Source organism: Kocuria himachalensis (assembly GCF_054784195.1).
This window is the reverse complement of record NZ_BAAGPL010000004.1, coordinates 1-21,566: the sequence shown is the minus strand read 5'-3', so window position 1 is coordinate 21,566 and position 21,566 is coordinate 1. Positions and strand designations below refer to the sequence as shown.

General features: G+C 67.9%; 21 protein-coding genes and 2 pseudogenes. 11 read left to right on the top strand and 12 right to left on the bottom strand.

Annotation, left to right across the window (positions count from 1 at the left end):
• Positions 1-90 precede the first annotated feature (90 nt).
• The gene (locus ACYVM4_RS03045; RefSeq protein ID WP_460667621.1) at positions 91-792 is read left to right on the top strand and encodes a hypothetical protein; all 702 of its coding nucleotides are present in this window, start codon (positions 91-93) and stop codon (positions 790-792) included.
• A gap of 47 nt (positions 793-839) precedes the next feature.
• Here ACYVM4_RS03045 and ACYVM4_RS03040 read toward each other — a convergent pair whose 3' ends face one another.
• Positions 840-1,403: an SGNH/GDSL hydrolase family protein gene (locus tag ACYVM4_RS03040; protein WP_460667691.1), complete on the bottom strand. Its 564-nt coding sequence runs from the start codon at positions 1,401-1,403 to the stop codon at positions 840-842.
• A gap of 464 nt (positions 1,404-1,867) precedes the next feature.
• Here ACYVM4_RS03040 and ACYVM4_RS03035 point away from each other — a divergent pair, with 464 nt between their 5' ends.
• Positions 1,868-2,440: a hypothetical protein gene (locus tag ACYVM4_RS03035; protein WP_460667620.1), complete on the top strand. Its 573-nt coding sequence runs from the start codon at positions 1,868-1,870 to the stop codon at positions 2,438-2,440.
• A 156-nt stretch (positions 2,441-2,596) separates the two neighbouring features.
• On the opposite strand, the gene ACYVM4_RS03030 is transcribed toward ACYVM4_RS03035, so the two are convergent.
• A complete protein-coding gene (locus ACYVM4_RS03030) occupies positions 2,597-3,025 on the bottom strand; it encodes a hypothetical protein (protein WP_460667619.1) in 429 nt (142 codons plus the stop codon).
• A 134-nt stretch (positions 3,026-3,159) separates the two neighbouring features.
• A complete protein-coding gene (locus tag ACYVM4_RS03025; protein WP_460667618.1) occupies positions 3,160-3,420 on the bottom strand; it encodes a hypothetical protein in 261 nt (86 codons plus the stop codon).
• A gap of 414 nt (positions 3,421-3,834) precedes the next feature.
• Here ACYVM4_RS03025 and ACYVM4_RS03020 point away from each other — a divergent pair, with 414 nt between their 5' ends.
• Both ACYVM4_RS03020 and ACYVM4_RS03015 read left to right on the top strand, forming a co-directional pair.
• The gene (locus tag ACYVM4_RS03020; RefSeq protein ID WP_460667617.1) at positions 3,835-4,143 is read left to right on the top strand and encodes a GNAT family N-acetyltransferase; all 309 of its coding nucleotides are present in this window, start codon (positions 3,835-3,837) and stop codon (positions 4,141-4,143) included.
• Positions 4,144-4,652: 509 nt separating this feature from the next.
• Positions 4,653-5,051, top strand: coding sequence for a hypothetical protein (locus tag ACYVM4_RS03015; protein ID WP_460667616.1), 399 nt, complete (start codon positions 4,653-4,655; stop codon positions 5,049-5,051).
• A 108-nt stretch (positions 5,052-5,159) separates the two neighbouring features.
• Here ACYVM4_RS03015 and ACYVM4_RS03010 read toward each other — a convergent pair whose 3' ends face one another.
• Positions 5,160-5,681, bottom strand: a complete 522-nt coding sequence (locus tag ACYVM4_RS03010) for a hypothetical protein (RefSeq protein WP_460667615.1) — start codon at positions 5,679-5,681, stop codon at positions 5,160-5,162.
• 308 nt (positions 5,682-5,989) lie between these two features.
• Positions 5,990-7,011, bottom strand: a pseudogene (locus ACYVM4_RS03005) (zinc-dependent alcohol dehydrogenase family protein).
• A gap of 173 nt (positions 7,012-7,184) precedes the next feature.
• Here ACYVM4_RS03005 and ACYVM4_RS03000 point away from each other — a divergent pair.
• From ACYVM4_RS03000 to ACYVM4_RS02985, 4 genes are all read left to right on the top strand, one after another.
• Positions 7,185-7,808, top strand: a complete 624-nt coding sequence (locus ACYVM4_RS03000; protein WP_460667614.1) for a cyclophilin-like fold protein — start codon at positions 7,185-7,187, stop codon at positions 7,806-7,808.
• A 172-nt stretch (positions 7,809-7,980) separates the two neighbouring features.
• Positions 7,981-8,856, top strand: a complete 876-nt coding sequence (locus tag ACYVM4_RS02995; protein WP_460667613.1) for a helix-turn-helix transcriptional regulator — start codon at positions 7,981-7,983, stop codon at positions 8,854-8,856.
• Between the two features lie 79 nt (positions 8,857-8,935).
• On the top strand, positions 8,936-9,505 hold the full coding sequence (locus ACYVM4_RS02990; RefSeq protein ID WP_460667612.1) for a sugar O-acetyltransferase: 570 nt from the start codon (positions 8,936-8,938) through the stop codon (positions 9,503-9,505).
• Positions 9,506-10,108: 603 nt separating this feature from the next.
• On the top strand, positions 10,109-10,915 hold the full coding sequence (locus ACYVM4_RS02985) for a CPBP family intramembrane glutamic endopeptidase (protein ID WP_460667611.1): 807 nt from the start codon (positions 10,109-10,111) through the stop codon (positions 10,913-10,915).
• A gap of 115 nt (positions 10,916-11,030) precedes the next feature.
• Here ACYVM4_RS02985 and ACYVM4_RS02980 read toward each other — a convergent pair whose 3' ends face one another.
• The 4 genes from ACYVM4_RS02980 to ACYVM4_RS02965 all read right to left on the bottom strand — a co-directional run bounded on the left by ACYVM4_RS02980 (position 11,031) and on the right by ACYVM4_RS02965 (position 16,495).
• A complete protein-coding gene (locus tag ACYVM4_RS02980; RefSeq protein WP_460667610.1) occupies positions 11,031-12,164 on the bottom strand; it encodes a lysostaphin resistance A-like protein in 1,134 nt (377 codons plus the stop codon).
• Positions 12,165-12,301: 137 nt separating this feature from the next.
• Positions 12,302-13,726 (bottom strand): nitrilase-related carbon-nitrogen hydrolase, encoded by a 1,425-nt coding sequence (locus ACYVM4_RS02975; RefSeq protein WP_460667609.1) that lies wholly within the window; start codon positions 13,724-13,726, stop codon positions 12,302-12,304.
• Positions 13,727-14,643: 917 nt separating this feature from the next.
• On the bottom strand, positions 14,644-16,128 hold the full coding sequence (locus ACYVM4_RS02970; RefSeq protein WP_460667608.1) for a selenium-binding protein SBP56-related protein: 1,485 nt from the start codon (positions 16,126-16,128) through the stop codon (positions 14,644-14,646).
• Positions 16,129-16,162: 34 nt separating this feature from the next.
• Entirely contained in the window at positions 16,163-16,495 is a 333-nt protein-coding gene (locus tag ACYVM4_RS02965; protein WP_460667607.1) for a carboxymuconolactone decarboxylase family protein, read from the bottom strand.
• A gap of 1,510 nt (positions 16,496-18,005) precedes the next feature.
• Between ACYVM4_RS02965 and ACYVM4_RS02960 the strand changes: the two genes are divergently transcribed.
• Complete coding sequence (locus ACYVM4_RS02960) at positions 18,006-18,494, top strand: flavodoxin domain-containing protein (protein WP_368823590.1); 489 nt, start codon at positions 18,006-18,008, stop codon at positions 18,492-18,494.
• 221 nt (positions 18,495-18,715) lie between these two features.
• Here the strand turns inward: ACYVM4_RS02960 and ACYVM4_RS02955 are convergent, their stop codons facing one another.
• From ACYVM4_RS02955 to ACYVM4_RS02945, 3 genes are all read right to left on the bottom strand, one after another.
• The gene (locus ACYVM4_RS02955) at positions 18,716-18,943 is read right to left on the bottom strand and encodes a hypothetical protein (protein WP_460667606.1); all 228 of its coding nucleotides are present in this window, start codon (positions 18,941-18,943) and stop codon (positions 18,716-18,718) included.
• Positions 18,940-19,959, bottom strand: coding sequence for a heparan-alpha-glucosaminide N-acetyltransferase domain-containing protein (locus tag ACYVM4_RS02950; RefSeq protein ID WP_460667605.1), 1,020 nt, complete (start codon positions 19,957-19,959; stop codon positions 18,940-18,942). The genes ACYVM4_RS02955 and ACYVM4_RS02950 overlap by 4 nt, the downstream gene beginning before the upstream one ends.
• A 470-nt stretch (positions 19,960-20,429) precedes the next feature.
• Positions 20,430-20,858, bottom strand: a complete 429-nt coding sequence (locus tag ACYVM4_RS02945) for a DUF1232 domain-containing protein (protein WP_460667604.1) — start codon at positions 20,856-20,858, stop codon at positions 20,430-20,432.
• A 332-nt stretch (positions 20,859-21,190) separates the two neighbouring features.
• On the opposite strand from ACYVM4_RS02945, the pseudogene ACYVM4_RS02940 reads away from it, so the two are divergent.
• Together ACYVM4_RS02940 and ACYVM4_RS02935 are read left to right on the top strand one after the other, a co-directional pair.
• A pseudogene (locus ACYVM4_RS02940) lies at positions 21,191-21,298 on the top strand (IS5/IS1182 family transposase); the annotation flags it as partial.
• A partial coding sequence (locus tag ACYVM4_RS02935) for a transposase (RefSeq protein ID WP_460667603.1) occupies positions 21,246-21,566 on the top strand: 321 nt, incomplete at its 3' end. The pseudogene ACYVM4_RS02940 and the gene ACYVM4_RS02935, both read left to right, overlap by 53 nt.

Sequence of the window (21,566 nt, the reverse complement as noted above, 5' to 3'; positions counted from 1 at the left end):
GCCGGGTGAGCCCGGGCGGTGGCGGTACTCTGAGCGACGATCACCACCGTCTGTGCTCACCCCTCCCATGGCAGGAGTCACCAGCCGCCAATGCCCCATTATTCGCGCCACTGCCCGCGGGCTGATGTCGCTGCGCCGGTGGCCCCGGCCAACGGCCTGTTCCAGGCCATCACCTGGGCCTTACACCAAAGCGAAGACCTCGGTGGGGACTCGATCGGGGTTCTGGTGGCATCTGCGGGCATGGGGGAGAAGCTCCACCATCTGCGGCGTCTGAAAGCCCGTGGAGTCAAGATCGGCACTGTCGCCCAGGCCGCACGGGCCACCATATTTCACGGCGCGGTGATCGTCTACGCCCCGGACGCGAGGATGCTCACCGAAGCCGAGGACATCGACGGAGTCATGGCTTTTGCTGTGGTGGCCGGGGACAACGACACGGTGTCCCCCTGGGTGGACGCCTATCACCCCCAGCATCTCGGTGGGCAACGGCTATCCCCACGTGACCCGTTCGCCGGTCATCCTCAAGTGCACCAGGCCATGACTGGCCTGACCCTGCACCTGAGCCGTTGTCCGCCGCGACCCGGCCCGGCTGAGTTCGAGGTGATGACCAAGATGCTGCACCAGTTGCGCACGTCGGGATGCCAGTACACCCCCGAGCAGATGCTGGCTGCAGCCCTGCGCCTGGACTGGCCCGGCCACCACGCCTGGACCCTGCACGAGGCGGCCGTCCAGGCCCTCACCGGGCCGGCGGCGATGAGCGCAACCGGCGCCCGGACGCTGCAGCCCAGCACCTGACACCCCGGTCACGCCTCAAGGGAGGACTCCTGGTCCGGTGCGGGGATTCACTCGGTGCGTGCCAGGCCCAGCCCCTCGAGCTCGGTGGTGAACGGGTCCGTGAGGCGTTCGTGGCCGGCTTCGGTGAGATGGACTCCGTCCTCGTAGAACAGCCCTTCCAGCTGGTACTGCCGGCCCCATCGGCTGGCGTCGAGGAAGAAGACGTCCTCTTGCTCGGCGACCTGGGCCAGCAGCTCGTTGATGCGCACCCGTCGCGGATCATCGCCGCTGTCCAGGGGCCCGACCACGACGACGTCGGCTTGGTGGTAGTGATCCTTCACCAGATCCAAAGACGCGTGTGCCGCCTCGACGATGAGCTCATCGGGGTAGTCCTCGTCATTGCCGCCACCTTCCACGACCACCAGCGAGACGTCCTCGGCAGGCAGCGTGTACGCCCCCTGCCGGAGCCCTTCCAGATACGACGGCGCCCCGCCGTAGCTCTTGAGGAACCCGGTCCCGGATTCTCCGAGCACCACCGGCTCGTAGCCGGCACCCACCAGCCCCCGGCTCACCCAGGTCTCCCGCAGCTGTGCCTCCAGTGCGCCGTGGGCCTGGGAATCCCCGATGACCACCACTGCCGGTCGCTCCGGGTCCGACCAGACAAGGCCTCGTCCCGTTGACCACCCCTCGGGGCGGCCCAACAGAGCACCGGCCAGCCACCCGATCAGCACCACACCGGTGACTGCCGCAACCACGACCCGTTTTCTGAACCTCACCACTGGGCGCCGCTGTCGCCGTCCTGTGCTCACCGCCCCGACCCTACCGGCACAGCTGCCTCCCGCATGCCTGTGGGAGAGGCCGCTGACACTCCGGATGACGGGTTGACCGACCACGGTGCAGTTGGGTTCCCCTGCGGGCGTCTCACGCTTCGAGGCTCACTTCAAAATCCCCCCTTGAAGGGGCGGGACAGCGGGAGGTCTTGCACTTTACATATGGCCGGCTACCGGACACTGCATACGAGGGCGGCGTTGCAGTAGAGGTTCCTATCCCGCAATAGCGGACAGACATCGCGTGACCCGGCGCTTAGCGTGGGCCCATGAGCGGCGTCCCCATTCCCGAGCAACCTGGCGCTGTCCTGGTTCGGCCGGATCTTCCCATCCCCAGCCGGCGTCAGGTGCTGCAGAGGGCTACACCGATAGCTGTGGCGTGCTTGCTGATCGGGCTTCCCGCCATCTGGTGGGTGTTCAAAGCGATGGCGGATGCCGAGGGACGACCCTGGCACGTGTTGCTGCTGACCGGGATTCCCCTCCTGGCGTGGGTGCTTGCCCTCGTCACACGAGCTCCGAGACCGACGTTGCGGGGAGTGTGGTGGTCCAGCAGCTACGTCAATGTCGCGCACCGTGATTCTGTCCGTGCCAATGAACTGCCTCAGTCGCCGTTAGTGCGCGTGGCGGTGGCGGCGTTGGCGTGTGGTCACCTTGAGGGGGCGCCGGCGGTGGTGACCATGGTGGTCGTGGCCGTGTTCGGCATGGTGTGGGCCTCAGCGGAGCTGTCCGTCATGACGTACGTCGGTTGGTTCGTGTTGGCAGCCATACCGCTGTACCGGTCGGTTCGAGCCTGGAAGTACCTGTCCATGTACGAAGGCGCCCAGGCAACATCCCCAGCCTGAGCTCGAGCAACACCACGCTGTACGTACCCCGGCTGTGCCACGACTGACCAATGCAGTAGAGGTTCCCCAGCTGTGCTTCGTCAGGTCTTTCGGCTCGACATTTTCGCCGTCCTGCTGGGGTTGCGGCCCAAGTGGTTTGGCGTACTCGGTCTTTCGTTACCCTTCGGTTTCCTCTGTATCCGTAGGTAAGGCGCCGTCTCCGAGAACGCGCTTGAACCGACGTTGGGCGAGGAGCACGAGAATAATGCCTGCGATCGATACGAGACCGCTGGGGCCAACCTGTTCGCTTCGTCCGAGCCAGATCCCGACTAGGAGCACGAGTAGGCCAACAATGATGAGACCTTTGGTGGCGTCGTCTCCATCAAGTAGTGGGATTGGTTGCCGACCTGTCCTTCGCGAGAAATTTGAGGCCGGCTGGCTGCGGCGGAACAAGCGCATGCCAATGACGATCAGCAGAACGCTCAGTGCACCGGCTCCTACGGCCCAGTCTGCCTGACCGAAGTCGAAGAGGCTGAAGGTCAGCAACATCATGCCGATGCCGATGGCAATGACTGATCGGGAGACCCACTCGTTGCCTTGCCCCACCCTTGATCCCCCTATGTTTCTGCCCCTGGGGACAGCCAAGTTTGTGCTTGAGTGCATTGGAACTAGGGGTCTGCCGTGAGGCAACCCTGGCGAAGCACCACTCGATGATGCGATCAGCGATGATGATGGGCGGCTCAGCCATCAGCGCTGTGCCGTGGGGGCTCCGGCGCAGGATCATCCCCATGGAGGCGGTCGTACTCGGCCTTGGCTTCCAGGGCTTCGTCGATGCGGCCGTTGTCTAGTGCCCGGTGTGCCACGGAGATCAGTAGAAAGGAGGCAGCACCGGCGACGAGGCCCAAGAGCACATGATCTTTGACGAACAGGAACACGGCGGCGGCGCCCAGAATGGCGCTGAGGGTATCGATGAGGAAGTACTTTCCCTCGCCTCTGCGCATGCCTGCCCCCACCCCGTACCGTCATTACTCCCCTGAGCCAAGCACGAGCGAGTGCGAAAGAGAATCCCACGGTTGTGGACTCTTCCGCGGTGCTGCCTGAGCCGATGCCCTCGATGTCATCTGGGTCATTCGTGGAGCTCCAGACCGGACCACCCGAGTCGGCTCAGATACCGGATGGCGCCTGACTCAATGGTGCAGATGGGGTTCGGCATCTGGTTGCGGCTCTACGATGACCCCGTGCTCCATGACTTCTCCTTACGACCATTGCTGGCAGCGGACAGCGCCTTGCTGGCAGCGGCCACACTCGGGAACCTCAACTGGTGCGAGGAGCGGTTCACAGCGACCGATCTGAGCACGCGGCCGGAGTTCTCCCACTACACGGTCGTTGACCCCCAGCGTGGCGACTTCGGATAGGTGGCAGAAGTCGGGAAGGACGCCACTGGCGTTGTCTGGGCCCAATACCTGCCCCCGGGTGATCCCGGTTACGGATTCCTCGCCGAGGACACCCCGGAAGTGAGTCTCTGGGTGCGGGGGAACTGGCGTGGCCAGGGAGTGGGCCGGGCGCTCCTGCGCCAGGTGCAGGACGATGCGCGAGCTCGAGGGGTGCCCCGGCTCAGTCTGTCGGTGGAGGCCGGCAACTACGCCAAGAAGCTCTACCTGGTCGAGGGCTTTGTGGATGTCCCCGGGCGTGCAGCCGATGGCGTCATGGCTTGGAACCCATAACTGTCACAGGGCCAGGACCACGCGAATGGCATCCCCGGGGGAAGGCTTGGCCGATGCGGTCGGAGTCGGTGTCCGCAGGACCGGGGCCACAGCAATACCGGCCTGCCGCACGAGCTGGCGGAAACCGCCTCTGGGCGGACAATCCGGCCCGGGAAACGCCTCGTGAGCACGGCGGGGCGTCCTACCGGCGGAAGTGGGGACATGATGAAAGTCGATCTTGTTCATACTGGTCGGTACGGTTGGGGTATCGCGCACGGTACTCAGTCGGGGGGCTGAGCCACCCAGCGTGGACCGTGTCAGAGGGCGCAGCCGGGGGGCTGACCCATTCCAGACCGGTCGAATAGCCGCCGTCCTGGCGGCAGAAGAGCTGGGGCTTGGGGCCCCGTCGTCGGGGGGCGACGCTTCTGCCGCCGGGCCGGCGGCCCCTCACGGCACCCATGACACTCCCTCCGGCCCTGTGGCAGCACAACGACCACTCACAGGTAGCTGTTCCGGTTGAGGAGGCCCGCATGAACGACGTCCACCCTGCCGCAGCGCACGCCAAGTGGGCGACTCCCGTGGCGGATCCGTTGTCCCGGGCGGCGGCCTTCGCGGCGCTGCGCCCGGCCCTGGAGGCCCTGATCCACCAGGCTGGCGCCGACTCCCGGCTGAGCTTGGAGGCCCGTCGAGTGCTGGGTGCGGTGGCCGGCACCCGTCCCGAGCACACCCTGGCTTTGGCCGAGCTCGCCGCCCGCGCCAGCACGGCCAAGGCCCGGGTTCCTGTCGCGTTGAGTGAGCTGGACGCCCACGGTTATCTCGCCCGGCTGGCACACATCGCCCCGCACCTGAGCGCAGCACTGCCCTCGCATGCCCCATTCACCCCTGCGGCGGCCTCCACGGTCGAACCCGCCGGGGCAGACACCGCCTGAACTTCCTCGCCCATAGTCCGGTCTCCGTGCAACGAACTCATGCCGGACCCAGTGGGGCTGATTCAGGGAGGGTTCCCATCTCGGGGCAGTGTGAGGACCGCGGGAGGTTTAGCGGCGGCCGCGGCCTCGGCCGCCAGAGCGCCGGCGGCTGGACGAGGACGGCTGGTGCTTGCGCCCGGCGCGGCGGGGGCGATCAGCCGGTTCCGGGTCGAGCAGATGCTCAGCCCCGGCCAGCAGTGTGGCGGCGGCCAGCAACACCCCGCCGTCGTTGCCCAGCAGGAAGTCCGAGTCCAGCACGAGAGTGGAGCGCTGGGCCTCCAGGTCGTTGGTGACTCCGACGGTGAACCCGGTGGCGGCCGCGGTCGCCGGGACGGTCTCGACGCGCTCCACCGCGGTGACCTCCACCTCGGGCAGCTGCTGGCCGGTGAGCCGGTACTCCTCCAGCACCTGCCGGCCCAGGGTGAGCAGCGCGGAGATCAGCGTGTGCGGGTTGACCGGTGCCTCCTGCGGCACGGCGACCACCAGGCGTGCGCGGGTACCGGCGGCGGTCATCCGGATCTGGGCGGCGACGGCGAAGGAGTCGACGACCGGCAGGTTCTCGATGGCAGGGCAGGGCGCGGCAGCGTTCAAGGGGGCTCCAAGGGGAAAGTGGTGGGGACGAGGCCAGACTCTCACACGCCCCGCTGCGGCACCCAGACAAGGGGACGGCCGGGGTAGTGATGACGGGCGTCGGGGTCACTGCGCTGAAAGATGTCAGGTAAGAGGTTCATACCGTGAGGGTTATAGTGGAGGGTTTGCCGGACCCTCAGATGATCTCTGATACCGCATCAGCCCTCTTCCGCTTTACATATGGCCGGTTATCAACCGGCCAGTCACGGCAGCTATCTCAGCGGTGTCGCGATGAGGGATCGGAAGAGGCGCAGTTCTGCGGGAACAGGTCAAAGGGTGAGCAGGACCTTGGTGGCACGGCGCTCGTCCATGGCCCGGTACCCCTCGGCGGCCTGCTCCAGGGCAGGGTGAGGTCGAAGACCTTGCCGGGGTCGATCTTCCGGTCCCAGATCAGCTGGATCAGCTCGGGCAGGAACCGGCGCACCGGGGCCGGTCCGCCGAGGGTGTGGATGCCGGCGAAGAACAGCTGGATGCCGGGGATCTGCACGTCGTGGTTGACGCCCACGTAGCCCAGGTGCCCGCCCCCGCGGGTGGCGCCCACGGCCTGCATGAAGGACTCCTGGGTGCCCACGGCCTCGATCACCGAGTGCGCCCCGAGCCCGCCGGTGAGCTCCTTGATCCTGGCCACGCCCTCCTCGCCGCGCTCCTCGACGGTGTCGGTCGCACCGTAGAACCGGGCGAGCTCCTGCCGGGCGGGGTGGCGGGACATCGCAATGATCCGCTCCGCCCCGAGCTCCTTGGCGGCGAGGACCGCCATCAGCCCCACGGCGCCGTCGCCGACGACGGCGACGGTCTTCCCCGGGCCCGCCTCGGCGGCCACGGCGGCGAACCAGCCGGTGCCCAGCACATCGGAGGCGGCCAGCAGCGAGGGGGTCAGCTCCGGGTCCGGCTGACCCGGGGTGGCCACGAGGGTGCCATCGGCGTGGGGGATGCGGGCCTTCTCGGCCTGGGTGCCGATGGTGCCGGCGACGAACTCCGCGTGCACGCACTTGGACTGGAACCCGGCGCGGCAGATCTCGCAGGTGTTGTCGGAGATGACGAAGGACCCGACGACGAAGTCACCGACCTGAAGGGTCCGCACCGCGGAGCCGATCTCCTCGACCAACCCGACGTACTCGTGGCCCATCAGGGTGTGGTCGACGGGCTCCACACCGCGGTAGGGCCACAGGTCGGACCCGCAGATGCAGGTCGCGCTCAGCCGGATGATCGCGTCCGTGGGCTCCACGATGGTCGGGTCCTCGCGGTCCTCGACCCGGACGTCGCCGGGGGCGTGCATGATGACTCCACGCATGGTGGTGTTCTCCTTCTGGGGCGATGATTCGGTGCTGCGCCGGGCGGTGAGCCACGGCGCAGGTGGGAAGATCTCTCCCAGTCAATCGCGGTGTTCGGCGGTGAGGGAGTCCCTGTGGAGGGGTGTACCGGCAGGGCATCCCTGATCTGTCGGGCCGGATCTATCCTGGCCCGATGGACCACGACATCGACCGCCGGCGGGCCCGCGCGTCGGGCCCGGTCGGGTTCACCCCTCGGCGGGCCGAGGGCACACTGGTGGCTGAGGCCACCGCCCCGGCACTGCGGGTTCGTCTCACAGTCGTGATGCTGCTGGCTGTCCTGGTCGCGACACTGACGGCCTGCAGCACCGCCGGCACTGCCGGCTCCTCCGCGAAGCCCCAAGCCTCCTCGATCCACGCCACGACGGAGAATCACGACGACATGAGCACCTCTTCCGCCGCAGAAGGCACCCCGATCACCATGGACATCGAGGGCACCACGGTGTCCGCGACCCTGTTCGACAACGCAGCCGCACGCTCCTTGATCGATCAGCTGCCGCTGGAGCTGTCCCTCACCGACTACGGTGGCCAGGAAAAGATCGCGGGACTGCCGGCACCGCTCTCGCTCGAGGGCATGCCGGCCGGTGACGACGCCGACCCCCTGACCATCGGCTACTACGCCCCGGACCAGGCCCTCGTGCTCTACTACGAACACGTCGGGTTCTACAACGGCATCGTCCGCCTGGGCGCATTCGAGGACCTCGCGGGGATCCGTGACCAGGACAACGACTTCACCGCCCGCCTGAGCCTCGCCGACTGAGCAACACCCCCGCGCCGGCACACCTGCGGCAGGACGTCCCGCGATCACGACGGGCGGCGCCCCGGGCACCAGCGGGTGCATGCTTCATCCCTGCCGTTGGTGGGGGACACCGTGCCGAGGGGTGTACCGGCAGGGTCTCCTTCATACGACGACGGCCACCTACGCTTTCGGCATGGACAACCGCACCGAGGTCCGCGAGTTCCTCATGACACGCCGGGCGAAGCTCACCCCGGCCCAGGCTGGTCTGCCGGTCGGGGGCAACCGCCGGGTGCCGGGGCTGCGCCGGACCGAGGTCGCGGCACTGGCCGGGGTGAGCGTGGATTACTACGCCAAGCTCGTGCGCGGGGCGATCGCCGGGGCCTCGTCCTCGGTGCTGGAAGCGATCGCCTCCGCCCTGCGCCTGGACGAGACCGAACGGGTCCACCTGCTGGACCTGGCCCGGGCCGCCGACGGTGTCCCGGCCTCGGGGCGTCCGCGACGCCGCGGCACCAGACCGGGGCAGGCGCGGCCGCCCCTGCAGTGGGCGCTGGAGGCGATCACCGACGGGGTCGCCTTCGTGCGCGACGCACGCCAGGACCTGCTGGCCACCAACGCCCTGGGCCGGGCCTTCTACTCCCCGCTGATCGGTGACGGCGGGCGCACCCCCAACCTGGCCCGCTTCCAGTTCCTGGATCCGACCTCCCGGGACTTTTATCCCGACTGGGAGGTCTTCGCGGGCATGTGCGTGGCCATCATGCGCGCCGAGGCCGGGCGTGACCCGCACGACCGGGCCCTGCAGGACCTGGTGGGGGAGCTGTCCACCCGCAGCGAGACCTTCCGCACCCTGTGGGGCGCCCACGACGTGCGCACCCACGGCACCGGCACCAAGCGCTTCCACCACCCGGTCGTGGGGGAGTTGACCCTGGCCTACGAGGAGCTGGCCGTCACAGCCGAACCCGGGCAGGTCCTCATGATCTACACCGCCGAACCCGGCTCGGCCTCGGCCGAGCGGCTCCGGCTGCTCGCCTCCTGGGGTGCCGACCAGCACGCCACCGTCCCCGAGCACTGACCTGGGCTGCGGATTCCGCCGCAACCCCAGGCACTGGACTTACGGACCCAGAGACCCCAGACACCACTGAAAGGACACCATGGAACTGACCGATCTTCTGGAGGCGCTTAACGCCGGGCGCACCATCACGGGGGACTCGCCCCTGCACGAGGTGATGCACCGGGTCAGCCAGGACGCACTGCGCATCACCGGTGAGCTCAACGGCGGCTACCATGAACCGACCCGGGTACGGGAGCTGCTGGCCCAGCTCACCGGCAAGCCGGTGGACGAGTCGGTGACGGTCTTCCCGCCCTTCTACTCCGACTTCGGGAAGAACATCACCGTCGGGAAACGGATCTTTCTCAATTCCGGGTGCAAGTTCCAGGACCAGGGCGGTGTGGTCATCGGCGACGACTGCCTGATCGGGCACAACACGGTGCTGGCCACCCTCAACCACGACCTCGCCCCGAGCCGTCGCGCGGCCATGCACCCGGCCCCCGTCGTGATCGGCCGTAACGTGTGGATCGGGTCCAACGTCACCGTTCTGCCCGGAGTCACGATCGGTGCCGATGCCGTCGTGGCCGCTGGATCGGTGGTGACGAAGGACGTCCCGGAGAAGTCCGTGGTGGTGGGCTCGCCGGCACGAGTGGTGCGCTTACTGAGCGATTGAACCGCACGGGCGTCGGTTCCTCTGGCGGAGCGACCCACAGCTGCTCAACACCGACTGGTTCCTCCACGAAATCCCGGATCAGGTCACGCGAATCCGCCGAGCCAGCCGATGGCCCACCGACTCGATCATGCAATTGGGTATGCCTGGCGCTTGTCCTGCGCCCAAGGACAAGGGCTGCAGTCGCGATGTTGGGACCGGCCAGGTCTTGGCTGGTGGACCGGGAGGTGCGAGGCGCTCGATCTCCTGCGCTTTACATATGGCCGGTTACAGGCGAGTCGCCAGGCGAAATCGTGAAGATGGTTTTGGCCGTCGAGCCGACATCGACCATGTTGCCCGCGGACCGTGTTGCAGTAGGGATTTTCTGGTGGACGGATTCTTCCGTTCGAGCCAGGGAGTACCGTAGAAGAATCGGACAGGCCCTTTGGAAGGAACATAGCTAGCGCTGACCGGAAGCCATGATCGAGGCACTGTAGGGCGTCTGTGCGGTCATCGGTGCCTGGACTGAGATCTCCCGACGTGCCGGCGCCCGGCAGGTGGCCCGTCATGGTCCAATCCGTGCGGTGACCTGATCGCCGTAGTGATTTCTGCAGTCTGGACACTGTCATGACATGGGTCCGCCGTCACCGGCTTCTCGTCTTCTTCGTCCTGGCCTACGCCATCTCCTGGGCGCCCTGGCCGGGGTACGCGATGGGATGGACCCCGGCTCCGGCGTTCTTGCCCGTCGGGCCGCTGCTGGCGGCTCTGGGCGTCATCGCCGTCACCGACGGCCGCGCAGGATTCCGTGCTCTGGGCCGGCGCCTGCTCCGCTGGCGTGTCCGCTGGTACTGGTATGCCGTGGCACTTCTGCTGCCGGTGGCCATGGTGGTCGTGACCGCACTGATCAACGCCGCCCTGGAGGCCTCTGTGCCGGGTCTTGGTGAGCTGGCCTGGAGCCAGTTCCTGCTCGTGCTGGGTCTGCGCCTGGTGAATCCGTTGGACTCGGCCCTGGGAGAGGAGCTGGGATTCCGCGGTTGGGCGTTGCCGGTGCTGCAGTCCAGGCACTCCCCGGTGGTGTCCGCCCTGGTCCTCGGGGTGCTCGCGGCCGGCTGGCACATCCCCTTGGTGGTCTACGGGTGGCTGGGGCCTGTTGGGCTGCCCTCCACGGTGGTGATCACGTTCTTGTACGTATGGCTGTTCAACCGCACCGGGGGCAGCCTGCTGTTCCCGGTGATCTTCCACGCCAGTCAGGGGGCCTTCACCTTCGGCTCCGTGTCCTCCACCGCGGCGGATCTGGAACGGGCCGGGTGGATCTACGCCGGGGTCCTGGTGGTCGTGGTGCTGGCGGTGCTCGTCCTCGACCGGCGCGCCTGGCGCAGTGCCCCACCTTCAGCCCTGGAGCCGCAGCCATCCCGCCCGCCCGCGGTGCGGTGAGAAACGCTGTGCCAATTCGACTGGTGGGCCTGCGGCCACCGGTGACCGGCCACGGTGCGGCCCGCACCCAGTCGGGCTCCGCAGCACTGCCGGTTACGCCGCGCCCCGACGTGTCTTACCCGAGGTGTACGTAGGCCGCCGCCAGGAACAGGGAGAACGCCGTCCACGTCAGTGCCGCGCGCAACCAGTTGTGCCGCAACCAGCGGTCCCGCGCGACCCGCCAGTCGCCCGGTGGCTGCTGCGGGTCCCAGCCGAGGATGACCGCGTAGTTCGGTTCGGCGAGACGGCGGGAGACCAACAACGGGCCGGTGACGGTGGCCGCCAGCCCGGTGGCGGTCAGCACGAACGCCGCACCGAAAGACTGCTCGATCCACAGCCCGACCAGCGCCACGGCCGGGGCGAGCAACAGGGCGATCACCAGGATGTAGTTGGTCGGGGAGCGGCGGGCGATCGGCAGGAACCGGCGCATCTCCGTGGCAAAGCCGACGGCGTCCTGGCGCCCGTAGAGGGGGTGCAGGATCGTGGTCACGGTCAGCAGCAGACCCGACCACAGGCCCGCGGCTACGACACTGAGCCCCAGTCCGATCTCGGCGATCATGACAGTTCCTCCACGGTTCGAGGGCGGGAAGGTGGGGGTGAGGACCCGGCGCGGTACGGCCAGGGCGAGTAACGGGACGGTGAGGCTGATGAGGATGATCAGCAGCGAGAAGCTCGACAGGGCGGCCGCCGGAATCACGACGAGTTTGAAGGTGTCGATCGCGGTGTGCACCAGCGCGGGCGGCCAGATCGAGCGATGACCCGTCTCGTAGAGGTAGCTCAGCGGGATCGCGGTGACCGCCGCGACGAGCATCGCGCCCACCCCCACGGCCGGGCCCAGGGACACCACGATCGGGATGTGGGCGGCCGCGATCAGCGGCATCGTCCAGGCCACGGCCGCCCGGAACGACCGGCCCGCCCGCAGGCGGCGGTAGGCGTAGCCGCGCCAGACCAGTTCCTCGGCCACCCCGTGGAAGGCGAAAATGCCGATCAGCAGCCACGGCCAGTTCGTCCTCGACACCGGGGCGGCGCCGCTGAGCGCGGCGGTGAGCGGGAAGACCAGTAGCACCAGCGCCGACACCGCGGCGGCCAGGGCCAGCGCCCGGCCGCCGGGCCGGGCGAACCCCAGCCGGCGCACACTGTCCTGGAGCGATGTCCGGTGCTGCACCCGCTCGAGGGTCAGCGCCGTCACCAGGACTGCGGCCAGGATCACCAGGCCCCATCGGCCGGTGGAATCGAGCGCACTGGTGCCCAGCAGCACCGCGCAGAGCAGGGCGAAACCGGCTAGGAACCCCCACCACGACCGGATCGACCCGATGGCTGGTCGCGGCCCCAGCCCCGGCCGCCTCATCACTGGTCCCGGCGGTTGCGTCTGGGCCGGAAGGCGGCGCCGGCGAGGATCAGGAGCCCTGCGGTACTGGCCCAGGCGAAGGCGTCACCGCCCACCGAGTACCAGGTGGTGGTGCCCTCGGTCGGCACCGATGCCACCAGGGTGTGCTCCTCGGCGAGGAAATAGTCGGGTTTGTGGCCCAGCAGGCGGCCCTGGGCGTCCGTGGCCAGGGAGATGCCTTGGCGGGTGGGGCGGACCACGGCGGTACCGTTCTCGATGGCACGGAACGGGGTCTGTTGCGCGTGCCAGGCGGCGACGCTGTCCCAGTCGCTGGAGGGCAGCAGGAGGATGTCGACCTGTGCGGCTCCGGCCTGACGGACCAGCTCGGGGAAGAAGTCGTCCTGGCAGATGATCGTGGCCAGACGCCCGTAGGGGGTGTCGACGGTCGGGATGATCCCCGGACCGGGGTCGTGGCCATCGCCGGGTGTCGGCTTGGACTTCTGGTAGTCCCACACGATTGCACCACTGGGGTCGAGCAGGACGGCGTGGTTCTCGTTCACCGGGCCGCCGGTGGCGGAGCCACTCGTGGTCAGTTGCACGATCATCGAGACCTGCAGGTAGACCCCGTGCTCGCGAGCCAGGCCCGCCGCCCTGGCGATGACCGACCTCTGATCCTCCGCCAGTGTGCGTGCCGCAGCCTCCGACCACGCGATGATCTTCGCCCCGCCGATGGCCTCCTGCTCCGACCGGTCGAACAGCTCATCGAGCACCGGTGTGAAGTGCTCATCGCGCACCGAGGCTCGCTCGGCCGGACTCGCCTCGCTGAGGTCCGGTGCGGCGTAGGCCAGTTCGGACAGGTACCGGTCAGGTGCCAGGGCGGCGACGCGGACGGTTTCCGCCCCCGGGGCGCTGAAGGCCAGCCGGGCGCCCCCGAAGAACAGCGCGGCAACGGTGAGGGCCGCGAACAGTCCGACCGAGGAGACCACCCCAGAGTCCGAAGGACCTTTCTCCCAGACCTCGTTGGCCACCGGCGCGAACCAGCTGACCAGGAAGGTCAGTCCCCAGATGCCCGTGACGGAGACCAGCTGCAGGAGCGGCAGCCCGGCGTACTGCGAGTAGGCCGTGCTGCCGGCGGTCCCGAAGGGGTTGCCGATCGTGCCCAGGAACTCAGTCGTTGTCACCGCCGCAGGGAACACCAGCGTGCGCAGGACACCTGCCAGAGGAGGGGCAAGGACGCGGTCCACGGCGAACGGCAGCGCGCCACCCAGCCCGAGGGTGGCGACGAATAGGTAGTACCTGGGTCCGTCGACGACCGGGAAGAAGCCACCGCGCAACGCGATGAGCAGGGCACCGGAGATCGCCAACACCAGGACCGGGCACCCCACCAGCACACGTTGGCTGCGGGTGAAGCGCAGCAGGAAGACCGGCGCCAGCCAGGCCGTCACCGGGATGAGCGTCTGCAGGGTGGCGAAGGACAGCAGGACGGTGCCGACGACAAGCCAGATCCACGACCATCGCCGGCGGTGGAGGGATCCGGATGAGTGTTGCTCGCGGTGAGTCTCGTCAACGCGTGGCCGGAGACCTTCAACACCCACCATGTTCATGGTGACTCCTCGAGATGGTGCTGGCGATAACGCCTACCACCAGCGGGACTTAGACTCCGACGTCCCCAAGTTCGTCGAGGGGCGCCTCGAGCGCCGGCGCCGACGCAGCACCCGATTACCGGGTGGCACCTTCGGTGAAGAATCAGGTGTCGTGGAACCGGTCGTCCATCGTGCACCGGAACGCCGAGGAGGTCGCGCCGCCCAAATCCAGGTCCTAGGTCGATCCCACCCCGCTTCCTTGCTCTTCCATCATGATGACCCCGCCCCGGCCCCGTTGCACCACCCCCCTCGCACATTCCCCGGGATGTCATCGGCAGGCACCACAAACGACCTACACGGACGCTCAGTGGTCAGCCCAGGACTGTCGCTGTCACGGCGTATGGGGCGTTTCCATGGGCAGTAGTTCACCTCTGCCGTCGTTCCTGACCCTCGTAGGCGGAGAGATGGTGCTCCAGCTGAACGCCGATAGGGGCCAGCGAGCAAACGCGACCTTACATAAGGCCGACTACCGGGCACTTCCCAGGAGAAGGTTGTTTCAGCAGGGGGTCCTCAAGGAGCAGGTGGAGAAGGGCGCGTCGATGACCACGCTGGTGAACGTCGCACGGCGTCCTGGCACGTTCTTCGAGCTCAAGAATCACTTGGCTCGTGAGCACCGTGGTGACGACGGACACGGCCAAGGCTCAGGGAAGTTGGAGGCGGCCGGTGACGCCTGGCGTCGCCGATCGGGACGATCAGGTGAGCGGTGTCGATCGTGTGAGTCAGGTGCGGTAGCAGTAGGAGTCCGAGGAGGCGTCCCCGCCCTGCAGACGGATCTGATGGACGCGCAAGCCCCGGAAGTCTTCCTGGGAGAGAAAGAAGTCCTCGGCGATCGACAATCCCCCGTGCTCGGTGTCGGCGTCGATCTTGGCCATCCACGCCCCGATGCCGTGGGGGTAGAGCTGGTCGTCCCAGGCCCCGTAGAGGGAGTTGGTGACGTAGACCCTTTTGCCGTCGCGGCTGGTCTCCACCATCTGGGGGCCACCGCCGAGCCAGGTGTCCGGGGCGGAAGGGTGGGCGGCGCGGTCGCCGATCCCGCCCAGGCGCACCGACCCGGTCTCTTTCGGGTGGGCCGGATCCGAGACGTCGTACTGCTTGAGCTCCCCGGTGCCCCAGCAGGAGACGTAGAGCCAGCGGTCATCCACTGACAGGGAGATGTCGGTGACCAGCGGTGGTACCGCACCGAAGGGGCGCAAGAACTCCGGCAACCTCTCCGCCTCGAGGGGCTCGGCCGGGATGGAGACCACCTTCTGCGCGGCCCAGTCCCCGGCCTCGGTGCGGTGCCAGTGGAAGATCGAGGCCGAGAGGTCATCGGTGGAGAGCACCGAGTCCACCAGGCCCCAGGTCGCCTCCGGGTCGTGGGCCGGGCGCAGCTCCAGGGCCATCTGGTGCTCTGCCCCCAGCTCCACCCGCTGCAGGTGCCGGCCCTCGGCCAGGTCCCAGAAGTGCAGGGCGTGGCCGTACTCCTGGTTGAGCAGCCGCTCGGCGACGATGCCGTTCTCCACCATCGCCGGGGTGCCCCACTCGCTGGTGACCAGCGTGTTGTGCATCAGGTGCCACCACGCGTCGTAGGACAAATACTGGGGGCCACGGTCGGTCTCCCACTTGCCGATGACGTCGAAGGTGTTGTGATCGAGCACCGCGATCCCACCCGGCCCGCCGTCGCCCTCGGCGGTGCCCAGGCAGGAGAGGTAGACCCCGTCCGGGCCGCAGTGCAAGGTGTGCGGGCGGGAGTAGCCGGCTTTCTCGGCCAGCTCTTCGGCGGTGATCGTCTTGACCACCTTCGGGTTCCGGGGATCCGGGTGGGTGTCGGCGATGTGCACGTTGGAGGACCGCAGCCCTGGCATCAGCAGGTACCGGCGGGACAGCCCGGTCATGTCGTGGCCCTCGTGCATGAACGCGCTGCTGCAGGCGTTCCACCCGAAGTGGTGCAGTTCGTCCCCAGTGCCGGGCATGTTCTCCCACCCGACCACGGTGCCGTAGGAGTCAGAGTCCGGGTCGAGGTCGACGACGGTCAACGCATCGGGCCGCTGGGCGTCATGGTCGAAGGCCACCACGTAGGCCAGCATCTCGCGCGGGGCAGCCGCAGCCGCCGCCGGGGACCGGTAGAACGTGGGATCCATCGCCGAGGCCGCTTCAGCGCCGGCCGCATGGTCGTGTCCGTGCTGGCTGTGGTCGGGCTGGGAGTGCTGATCGTCGGGGTTCATGGAGCCTCCTCGGAGGTGCAGAACGATGGGTGGGTCAGGCCTCGTCGAAGATCCGCAAGGCCATGGTCCCGTGGGTGACGGCGGCCCCGGCGCCCAGGCCGGCGGCGATCATGGCGGCCTCGGCGATCTGGGCCTTGGTGGCCCCGGCCTTCTTGGCGTGGGTTACGTGCACCTGGATGCAGTAGGGGCACTGGGAGGAGATGGCGACGCCGACGGCGATCAGCTCCCGGTGGAGTTGGTCGATGGCTCCGCCCTCACGGCCGATCGTGGCGTCGAACCTCGCGAAGGCCTGGCATTCCTGGGGGGCCAGTTCCTTGAACTCGGCCAGCCGTTGCAGGTCCTCGGCGGAGTGGTAGTGGTTTGCCAAGGCTGTCCCCTTCCGAGTCAGGTGATTCAGACGGTACTCCTGATCCGCCCAGCACGTCACGACCATGGCGAAGCCAGGCCCCTCTGTTGAGGGCCGGCCCGCCAAGGCGCTCCACCTCATGGCTGTCCCGACGGTCATGACAGGATCTGCGGTGGTGCGCCGCCGGAGCTCTCCGGGATCCCGGGACCCACCTCCGCGGAAGACGCTCCCGTCCGGGCGTCCTGCGGCAGGGAGCGGAGTCGGGGTGCAACCTGCTCAGACCCGCTCGCAAGGTGACCCGCCCGGGCTTCGGCGCAGGGGCTGCTGCGGGGTCCTGGTAATGAAGCGGCTATCAGGGAGATCTCAGCGTGTGCTCAGTCTTGGGTGCCCACAGTGCCGCACACCGGGCACACGTACCCGTTGGGCGGTCGCCTGAGGGATCCGGGAGCCACGAAATACGGAAGGTGAGGCCATGCTGGAGGTCTTCGGGCTACCTGCCCACATTTTGTTGTTGCACTCGGTGGTCGTATTGGCTCCGCTGGTCGGGGTTGGCGGGAGCCTCTATGCCGTGCGTCCGACCTGGCGGCGGGTGTTGGAGTGGCCGGTGCTGGCGTTGGCGGTAGCCGCCGTGGGGCTGACAGTGCTCACCGCCAGTGGGGGGCCTGGAACACGCACTGGCGGAGAATGCATTGATCGAGGCCCATGCTGAGCAGGGTGAGTTGCTGGAGGTTGCCGCCGGGATCTTCGCTGGCATAGTCGTGGTGGCCGCCGCGGTGACCGGTCCGTGGGTCTCCGTCAGAGTTCCGTTTCTGGCCCGGGTGGGGGCCACACCCGGTGGCTGGTGCTCGGCCTGCAGGTGCTCACCGTGGTCGCCGGGGTGTTTCTGATTTGCCAGACCGTGGTCACTGGCCATTCCGGGGCCCAGGCCGCCTGGTCGGACTGGTGCAGCCGCTGACACCTCGCCCCGGCCCGGAGGCCGCGGGAGAGCCCTTATCGCGGTGCGGGCGAGAAGGCAGGCAGTGGACGGCCGCCACAGCTCACCCCGTCGTGAGCCCCCCCCGGCCGAGGCGTGCCAGGGTGTGGGGTGGGAAAGGACGGTGCCCGATGAGCGGGGTCGTGGAATCCGTCCCGGGCCTGCCCGGTCCTTGGGGCCACGCGCACGTGGGCCGAGTGGCCATGGCGAAGACGGCGGCATTGTTGGGCATAGCCATTCCCAAGGAGGCGGCCATGCTGCTCGGTGCGGTGGTGGCTGGTGGTCACGCCCAGCGGGGCTGGATGGTCGCCGCCGCGGTGATCGGGGCGGTGGAGAAGTCCGCTCTCCGGGTAGCGGCGCGGTTGTGGCTCCCGACATGTGTTGCTCCAGCCTTTCGTGCTGATGGAACCGGCCACCTGGATAGCGGAGGAGGAGATCGGCAACGCAACCGTCTCGGTGCGGTGGCGCGCTCCGGGGTGTGGGATCTCTCGATGAGACTCCCGCACCGGGGCTACTGAAAAATCGACCCCTGGGCCCGACAACCCTTCCGATCCATGCATGCGGATCCTGGCCGGATACGCCAGCGCACACGGATCGACCGCTGTCATCACTCACCGGATCGCCGATGTCCTGCGCCCGCACGGCTGGGCGGTCGACGCCGTGGCGATCCAGGAGATCGTCGATCCCAGCGTCTATGTCGCACTCGTGCTGGGAGGCGCGATCCACAACCATGCGTGGTTACCGGTAGCCACCGAATTCTTCCACCGCCACCAAGGCGTCCTGCGGGCCCGGCCGGTGTGGTTGTTCAGCGAGGGGATGTCCGCTGGCCTACCCCGACCGTTGCGCAGGCCAGGCCGTGCGGCCCGGAAACGCCGGATCGCCGAGGCGTTGCGCGATGTCGTTCGACCGCGTGGTCACGGGCTGTTCTCCGGGGTGGCCCGTCCGGAGCAGTTCCCGCCCTGGTCGGGTGTGCTCGTCAGGACCATGGGCGGCCACTTCGGTGACTACCAGGACGGGGGGCGCGGTCGAAGCTTGGGCCAGGGATAACGCCGGGGAGCCGGCGGCGCATTCCAGTGCCGCTCTCAACAGCTCATGATCCGAAAACCAACACGTGCTCCTTGTCGTGCGCGGCTCTCCCTTGAGCACCCGAACAGTGCCAGTTGAAACCCGTGATGCGAGATCGAACATGGCCTCCTTATCGAAGGACGGTTCCTTGCTCATGTCGACTCTCCAGCCCCGGACGGGGCGAATGGGGCCTCAGGGATCCGTCAATGCGATCGTTCCTGAGTGGGGGCTGTCTGCAGCACCGCACGACGCGAGGCCTTCACGGCCGTGCCCACGACCTTCTCCAGTGGCCCCTGCCCCGCCAGGGTCTGCCACGTGAGGGCGAACAGTACGGCCACGGCCACGTGCACGAGGAACCACTGGTAGGGCTCGTCCTCATGGAGTTCGAAGGACAGGGCCACCAGGTGCGCCGAGTACAGGGTCAGCGTCATCGCCCCCATCGCCGCCAGCGGCCGCAGCCACACCTGGATCCGGCGCGAGGCCAGCAGGAACACCCCCGCACCGTCATGCCGACCCCGAGGCTCCAGGCGATGGACAGCGGAGTGTTCATGTGCGGGGTGGTCACCGCCAACCACCAGGGCGTGCCCAGCCTGTCGACGTCGGGTTCGAAGATCAACGCCCTCGTGACAGCCTCCTCGCCCAGACCGGGCGAGGAGCCGACCAGGTGCTGGAATCCGCCGGCCGCGTACAGCAGGATCCAGGAGGTGAACTGGGCCGCGATCGCGAGGCCCGCCCCGATCATGGCCAGCCGTGCCTGCACATTCATCGCCGGCAGGTCCAGCCGCCCGATGCCCATGCCGGCCAGGATGTACGTCATGTACGCCAGCGCCGGATAGGCGCCCGTGAGCAGCAGCTGCGCCAGCACCGCCGTCGGCTCGGTCAGCAGGTGCTCGAAGGTGGGAGCGGACGAGGGGGGATCCGGCAGCGAGTCCTGCAGTCCCAGGATCAGCAGTGGAGCGATCACCGCGAACACGCCGGCGGCGGCGAACAGGGGCCTCGGGCCCAGGGACAGGAACGGGATGGCCAGCAGGAAGAACATTCCGTAGAACAGCAGGATCCCGTTGGCCGAGGCGTCCTCGGGCATTGCGTAGCCGATCAGCAGGCCCACACAGGCGATCAGCGCTGCCCGCACCGCCAGTCCGATCCGATCGGCGACCAGCTGTCGGCCCTGGTGTGGCCGGGTCTTGCCCGTGGACAGCGCCAGGCCCACCCCGGCCAGCAGCGCGAACAACGCTGCCGAGTCCCCGGCAAAGAGCAGGTAGCTCCACGTCGGGTCACCAGTGGCGTCGTTCTCCTCCGGCAGGATGTGCACGGCGATCAACCCGATCAGCGCCAGGCCACGGGCCGCGTCCACACCGACCAGGCGCAGCGAGCCGTTCCCTTTCCTGGGGTGACCGACGGCGTGACCGGGCGGCTGACGACCATTGAACTCCACACTGCTGCTCATCACGACTCCTTTTCGGGCTGCTCGCACCCGAGTGGAATACAGCACCGATGAAGAGGGACCCCTAGCAGGTCCGATCCCCGTGCGCCGGTCCTGTCCTCACGCACGCACCTCTCACCAGTGCTGGACCCCACTATGGGGAGCCCCAGTGGCGGACACGTCAAGACCACATGGAGAATGGATCAAGAAAGCGGCCGGCCCCACAGCCTTCCGCGTTTCTGCCCCTGACCCGCTAGGTCAGCTCTGTCGGTGATTTCTCGCCATGGCCACAACACCTGTCTGAAGCAAATCCGTCAACAGCATCGCTGAGAAAGTTTGGCCATCTGATCGACCGGGCTCTTGATCCGGCGATTCGAGGTGACAGGGTTTACGTATGGCCCGGTGAGGGGCCTGCGTGTTGCGGGGGAGTTTGTGAGCGGGACAAAAACGCTTTCTGGTGTCGCAACGCTTCCGCTTGGGTGCACCGCCTCCGGTCATGTCCCTATGAGACGACGTACTGCGGCCAGACCGTCCGGGGTGCCTGGCCAGTGTCGTTGCAGCGCCTGTGGGACGGCTGCACGGGCCACCGAACGCAGCACGACCAGGACGACTACTGCGTCATCGGCGTATCCCAGGACGGGGATGAAGTCCGGGACCAGATCGAAGGGCAGTGCGAGGTAGGCGAGCAGGAGAAGCAGTCGCACGCGCACGCCTCGGGGAAGTGAACGGTCACCGGCCAGTCGCTTGATGAGTCGGAGCACATCCGGCAGCAGCCGCAGGGCTTCGCGCAACCCGGTCTGATTCGGTGTGGCCCTCCACAGCACGATGAGCAGCATCAGCCACAGCAGCAGCAGGGTCCCGAGGACCCCCACCAGTGTTGGCCAGGTCGAGCTCCACCACGATGACATGGCAATCCGTTCCATCCCCTCGCTCTGGGCGTTGCTGACTCCATGAGGCGTGAGGTTTGTCCTGAGAGGTAGCTCTCACGCTCCCCATCCGGGAAGACCTCGACGTGCTTGACAGTACCCTTTGCTGTCTCTGATCTGACCGCTTTGAGCTACCTGGAGTAGCTTCCCCTAGGGCGCTAGCCGCTCGCTCCACGGGACTCACAACGACGATCGGTACCCGCTGCCTGATGGGGAGGCAGCGCATTTAGACCTGGTCTCAAAACCTGATCGGTCGTTGGCCACCCGCCTGGGAGCGGTTCACAGTGCCTGCATGACGAGGAGCGCGCAGTCGTGGATGGTCGACTGCAATGTGGGAGCTGATCGCCCCGCTGATCCCTCCCCAGCCACCACCTCGAGGGCCCGGTGGGCGACCCCGGATCGAGGACCGGGCGGCCCTGGAGGGGATCCTGTTCGTGCTCCACACTTCGGTGCTGGTGGCGGGATCTGCCCCCGGCTCTGGGGTGCGGATCCGGGCGCACCACCTGGCGCCGGTTGCGCGAGTGGCAGGAGGCCGGGGTGTGGGAGAAGCTGCACCGCGCCGTGCTCGAGGAGCTTTCCGAGGAGGAGATTCTCGACGGGTCGCGGGCCAGCATCGACACGGTGTCGGTGGGCCGCCAAAGTCGACGCCCGCTCCCGGGTGGCGTTCGGCCCCGCCATGATCGCCGGAGCCCTCGGGGTCCTCCT

Excerpts from the sequence above, each read along its gene's own strand:
- ACYVM4_RS03045 (WP_460667621.1), top strand. The coding sequence starts at position 91 with ATGCCCCATTATTCGCGCCACTGCCCGCGGGCTGATGTCGCTGCGCCG.
- ACYVM4_RS03035 (WP_460667620.1), top strand. The coding sequence starts at position 1,868 with ATGAGCGGCGTCCCCATTCCCGAGCAACCTGGCGCTGTCCTGGTTCGG.
- ACYVM4_RS03025 (WP_460667618.1), bottom strand. The coding sequence starts at position 3,420 with ATGCGCAGAGGCGAGGGAAAGTACTTCCTCATCGATACCCTCAGCGCC.
- ACYVM4_RS03015 (WP_460667616.1), top strand. The coding sequence starts at position 4,653 with ATGAACGACGTCCACCCTGCCGCAGCGCACGCCAAGTGGGCGACTCCC.
- ACYVM4_RS03000 (WP_460667614.1), top strand. The coding sequence starts at position 7,185 with ATGGACCACGACATCGACCGCCGGCGGGCCCGCGCGTCGGGCCCGGTC.
- ACYVM4_RS02995 (WP_460667613.1), top strand. The coding sequence starts at position 7,981 with ATGGACAACCGCACCGAGGTCCGCGAGTTCCTCATGACACGCCGGGCG.
- ACYVM4_RS02990 (WP_460667612.1), top strand. The coding sequence starts at position 8,936 with ATGGAACTGACCGATCTTCTGGAGGCGCTTAACGCCGGGCGCACCATC.
- ACYVM4_RS02985 (WP_460667611.1), top strand. The coding sequence starts at position 10,109 with ATGACATGGGTCCGCCGTCACCGGCTTCTCGTCTTCTTCGTCCTGGCC.
- ACYVM4_RS02970 (WP_460667608.1), bottom strand. The coding sequence starts at position 16,128 with ATGAACCCCGACGATCAGCACTCCCAGCCCGACCACAGCCAGCACGGA.
- ACYVM4_RS02960 (WP_368823590.1), top strand. The coding sequence starts at position 18,006 with ATGCGGATCCTGGCCGGATACGCCAGCGCACACGGATCGACCGCTGTC.
- ACYVM4_RS02955 (WP_460667606.1), bottom strand. The coding sequence starts at position 18,943 with ATGACGCTGACCCTGTACTCGGCGCACCTGGTGGCCCTGTCCTTCGAA.
- ACYVM4_RS02950 (WP_460667605.1), bottom strand. The coding sequence starts at position 19,959 with ATGAGCAGCAGTGTGGAGTTCAATGGTCGTCAGCCGCCCGGTCACGCC.
- ACYVM4_RS02945 (WP_460667604.1), bottom strand. The coding sequence starts at position 20,858 with ATGGAACGGATTGCCATGTCATCGTGGTGGAGCTCGACCTGGCCAACA.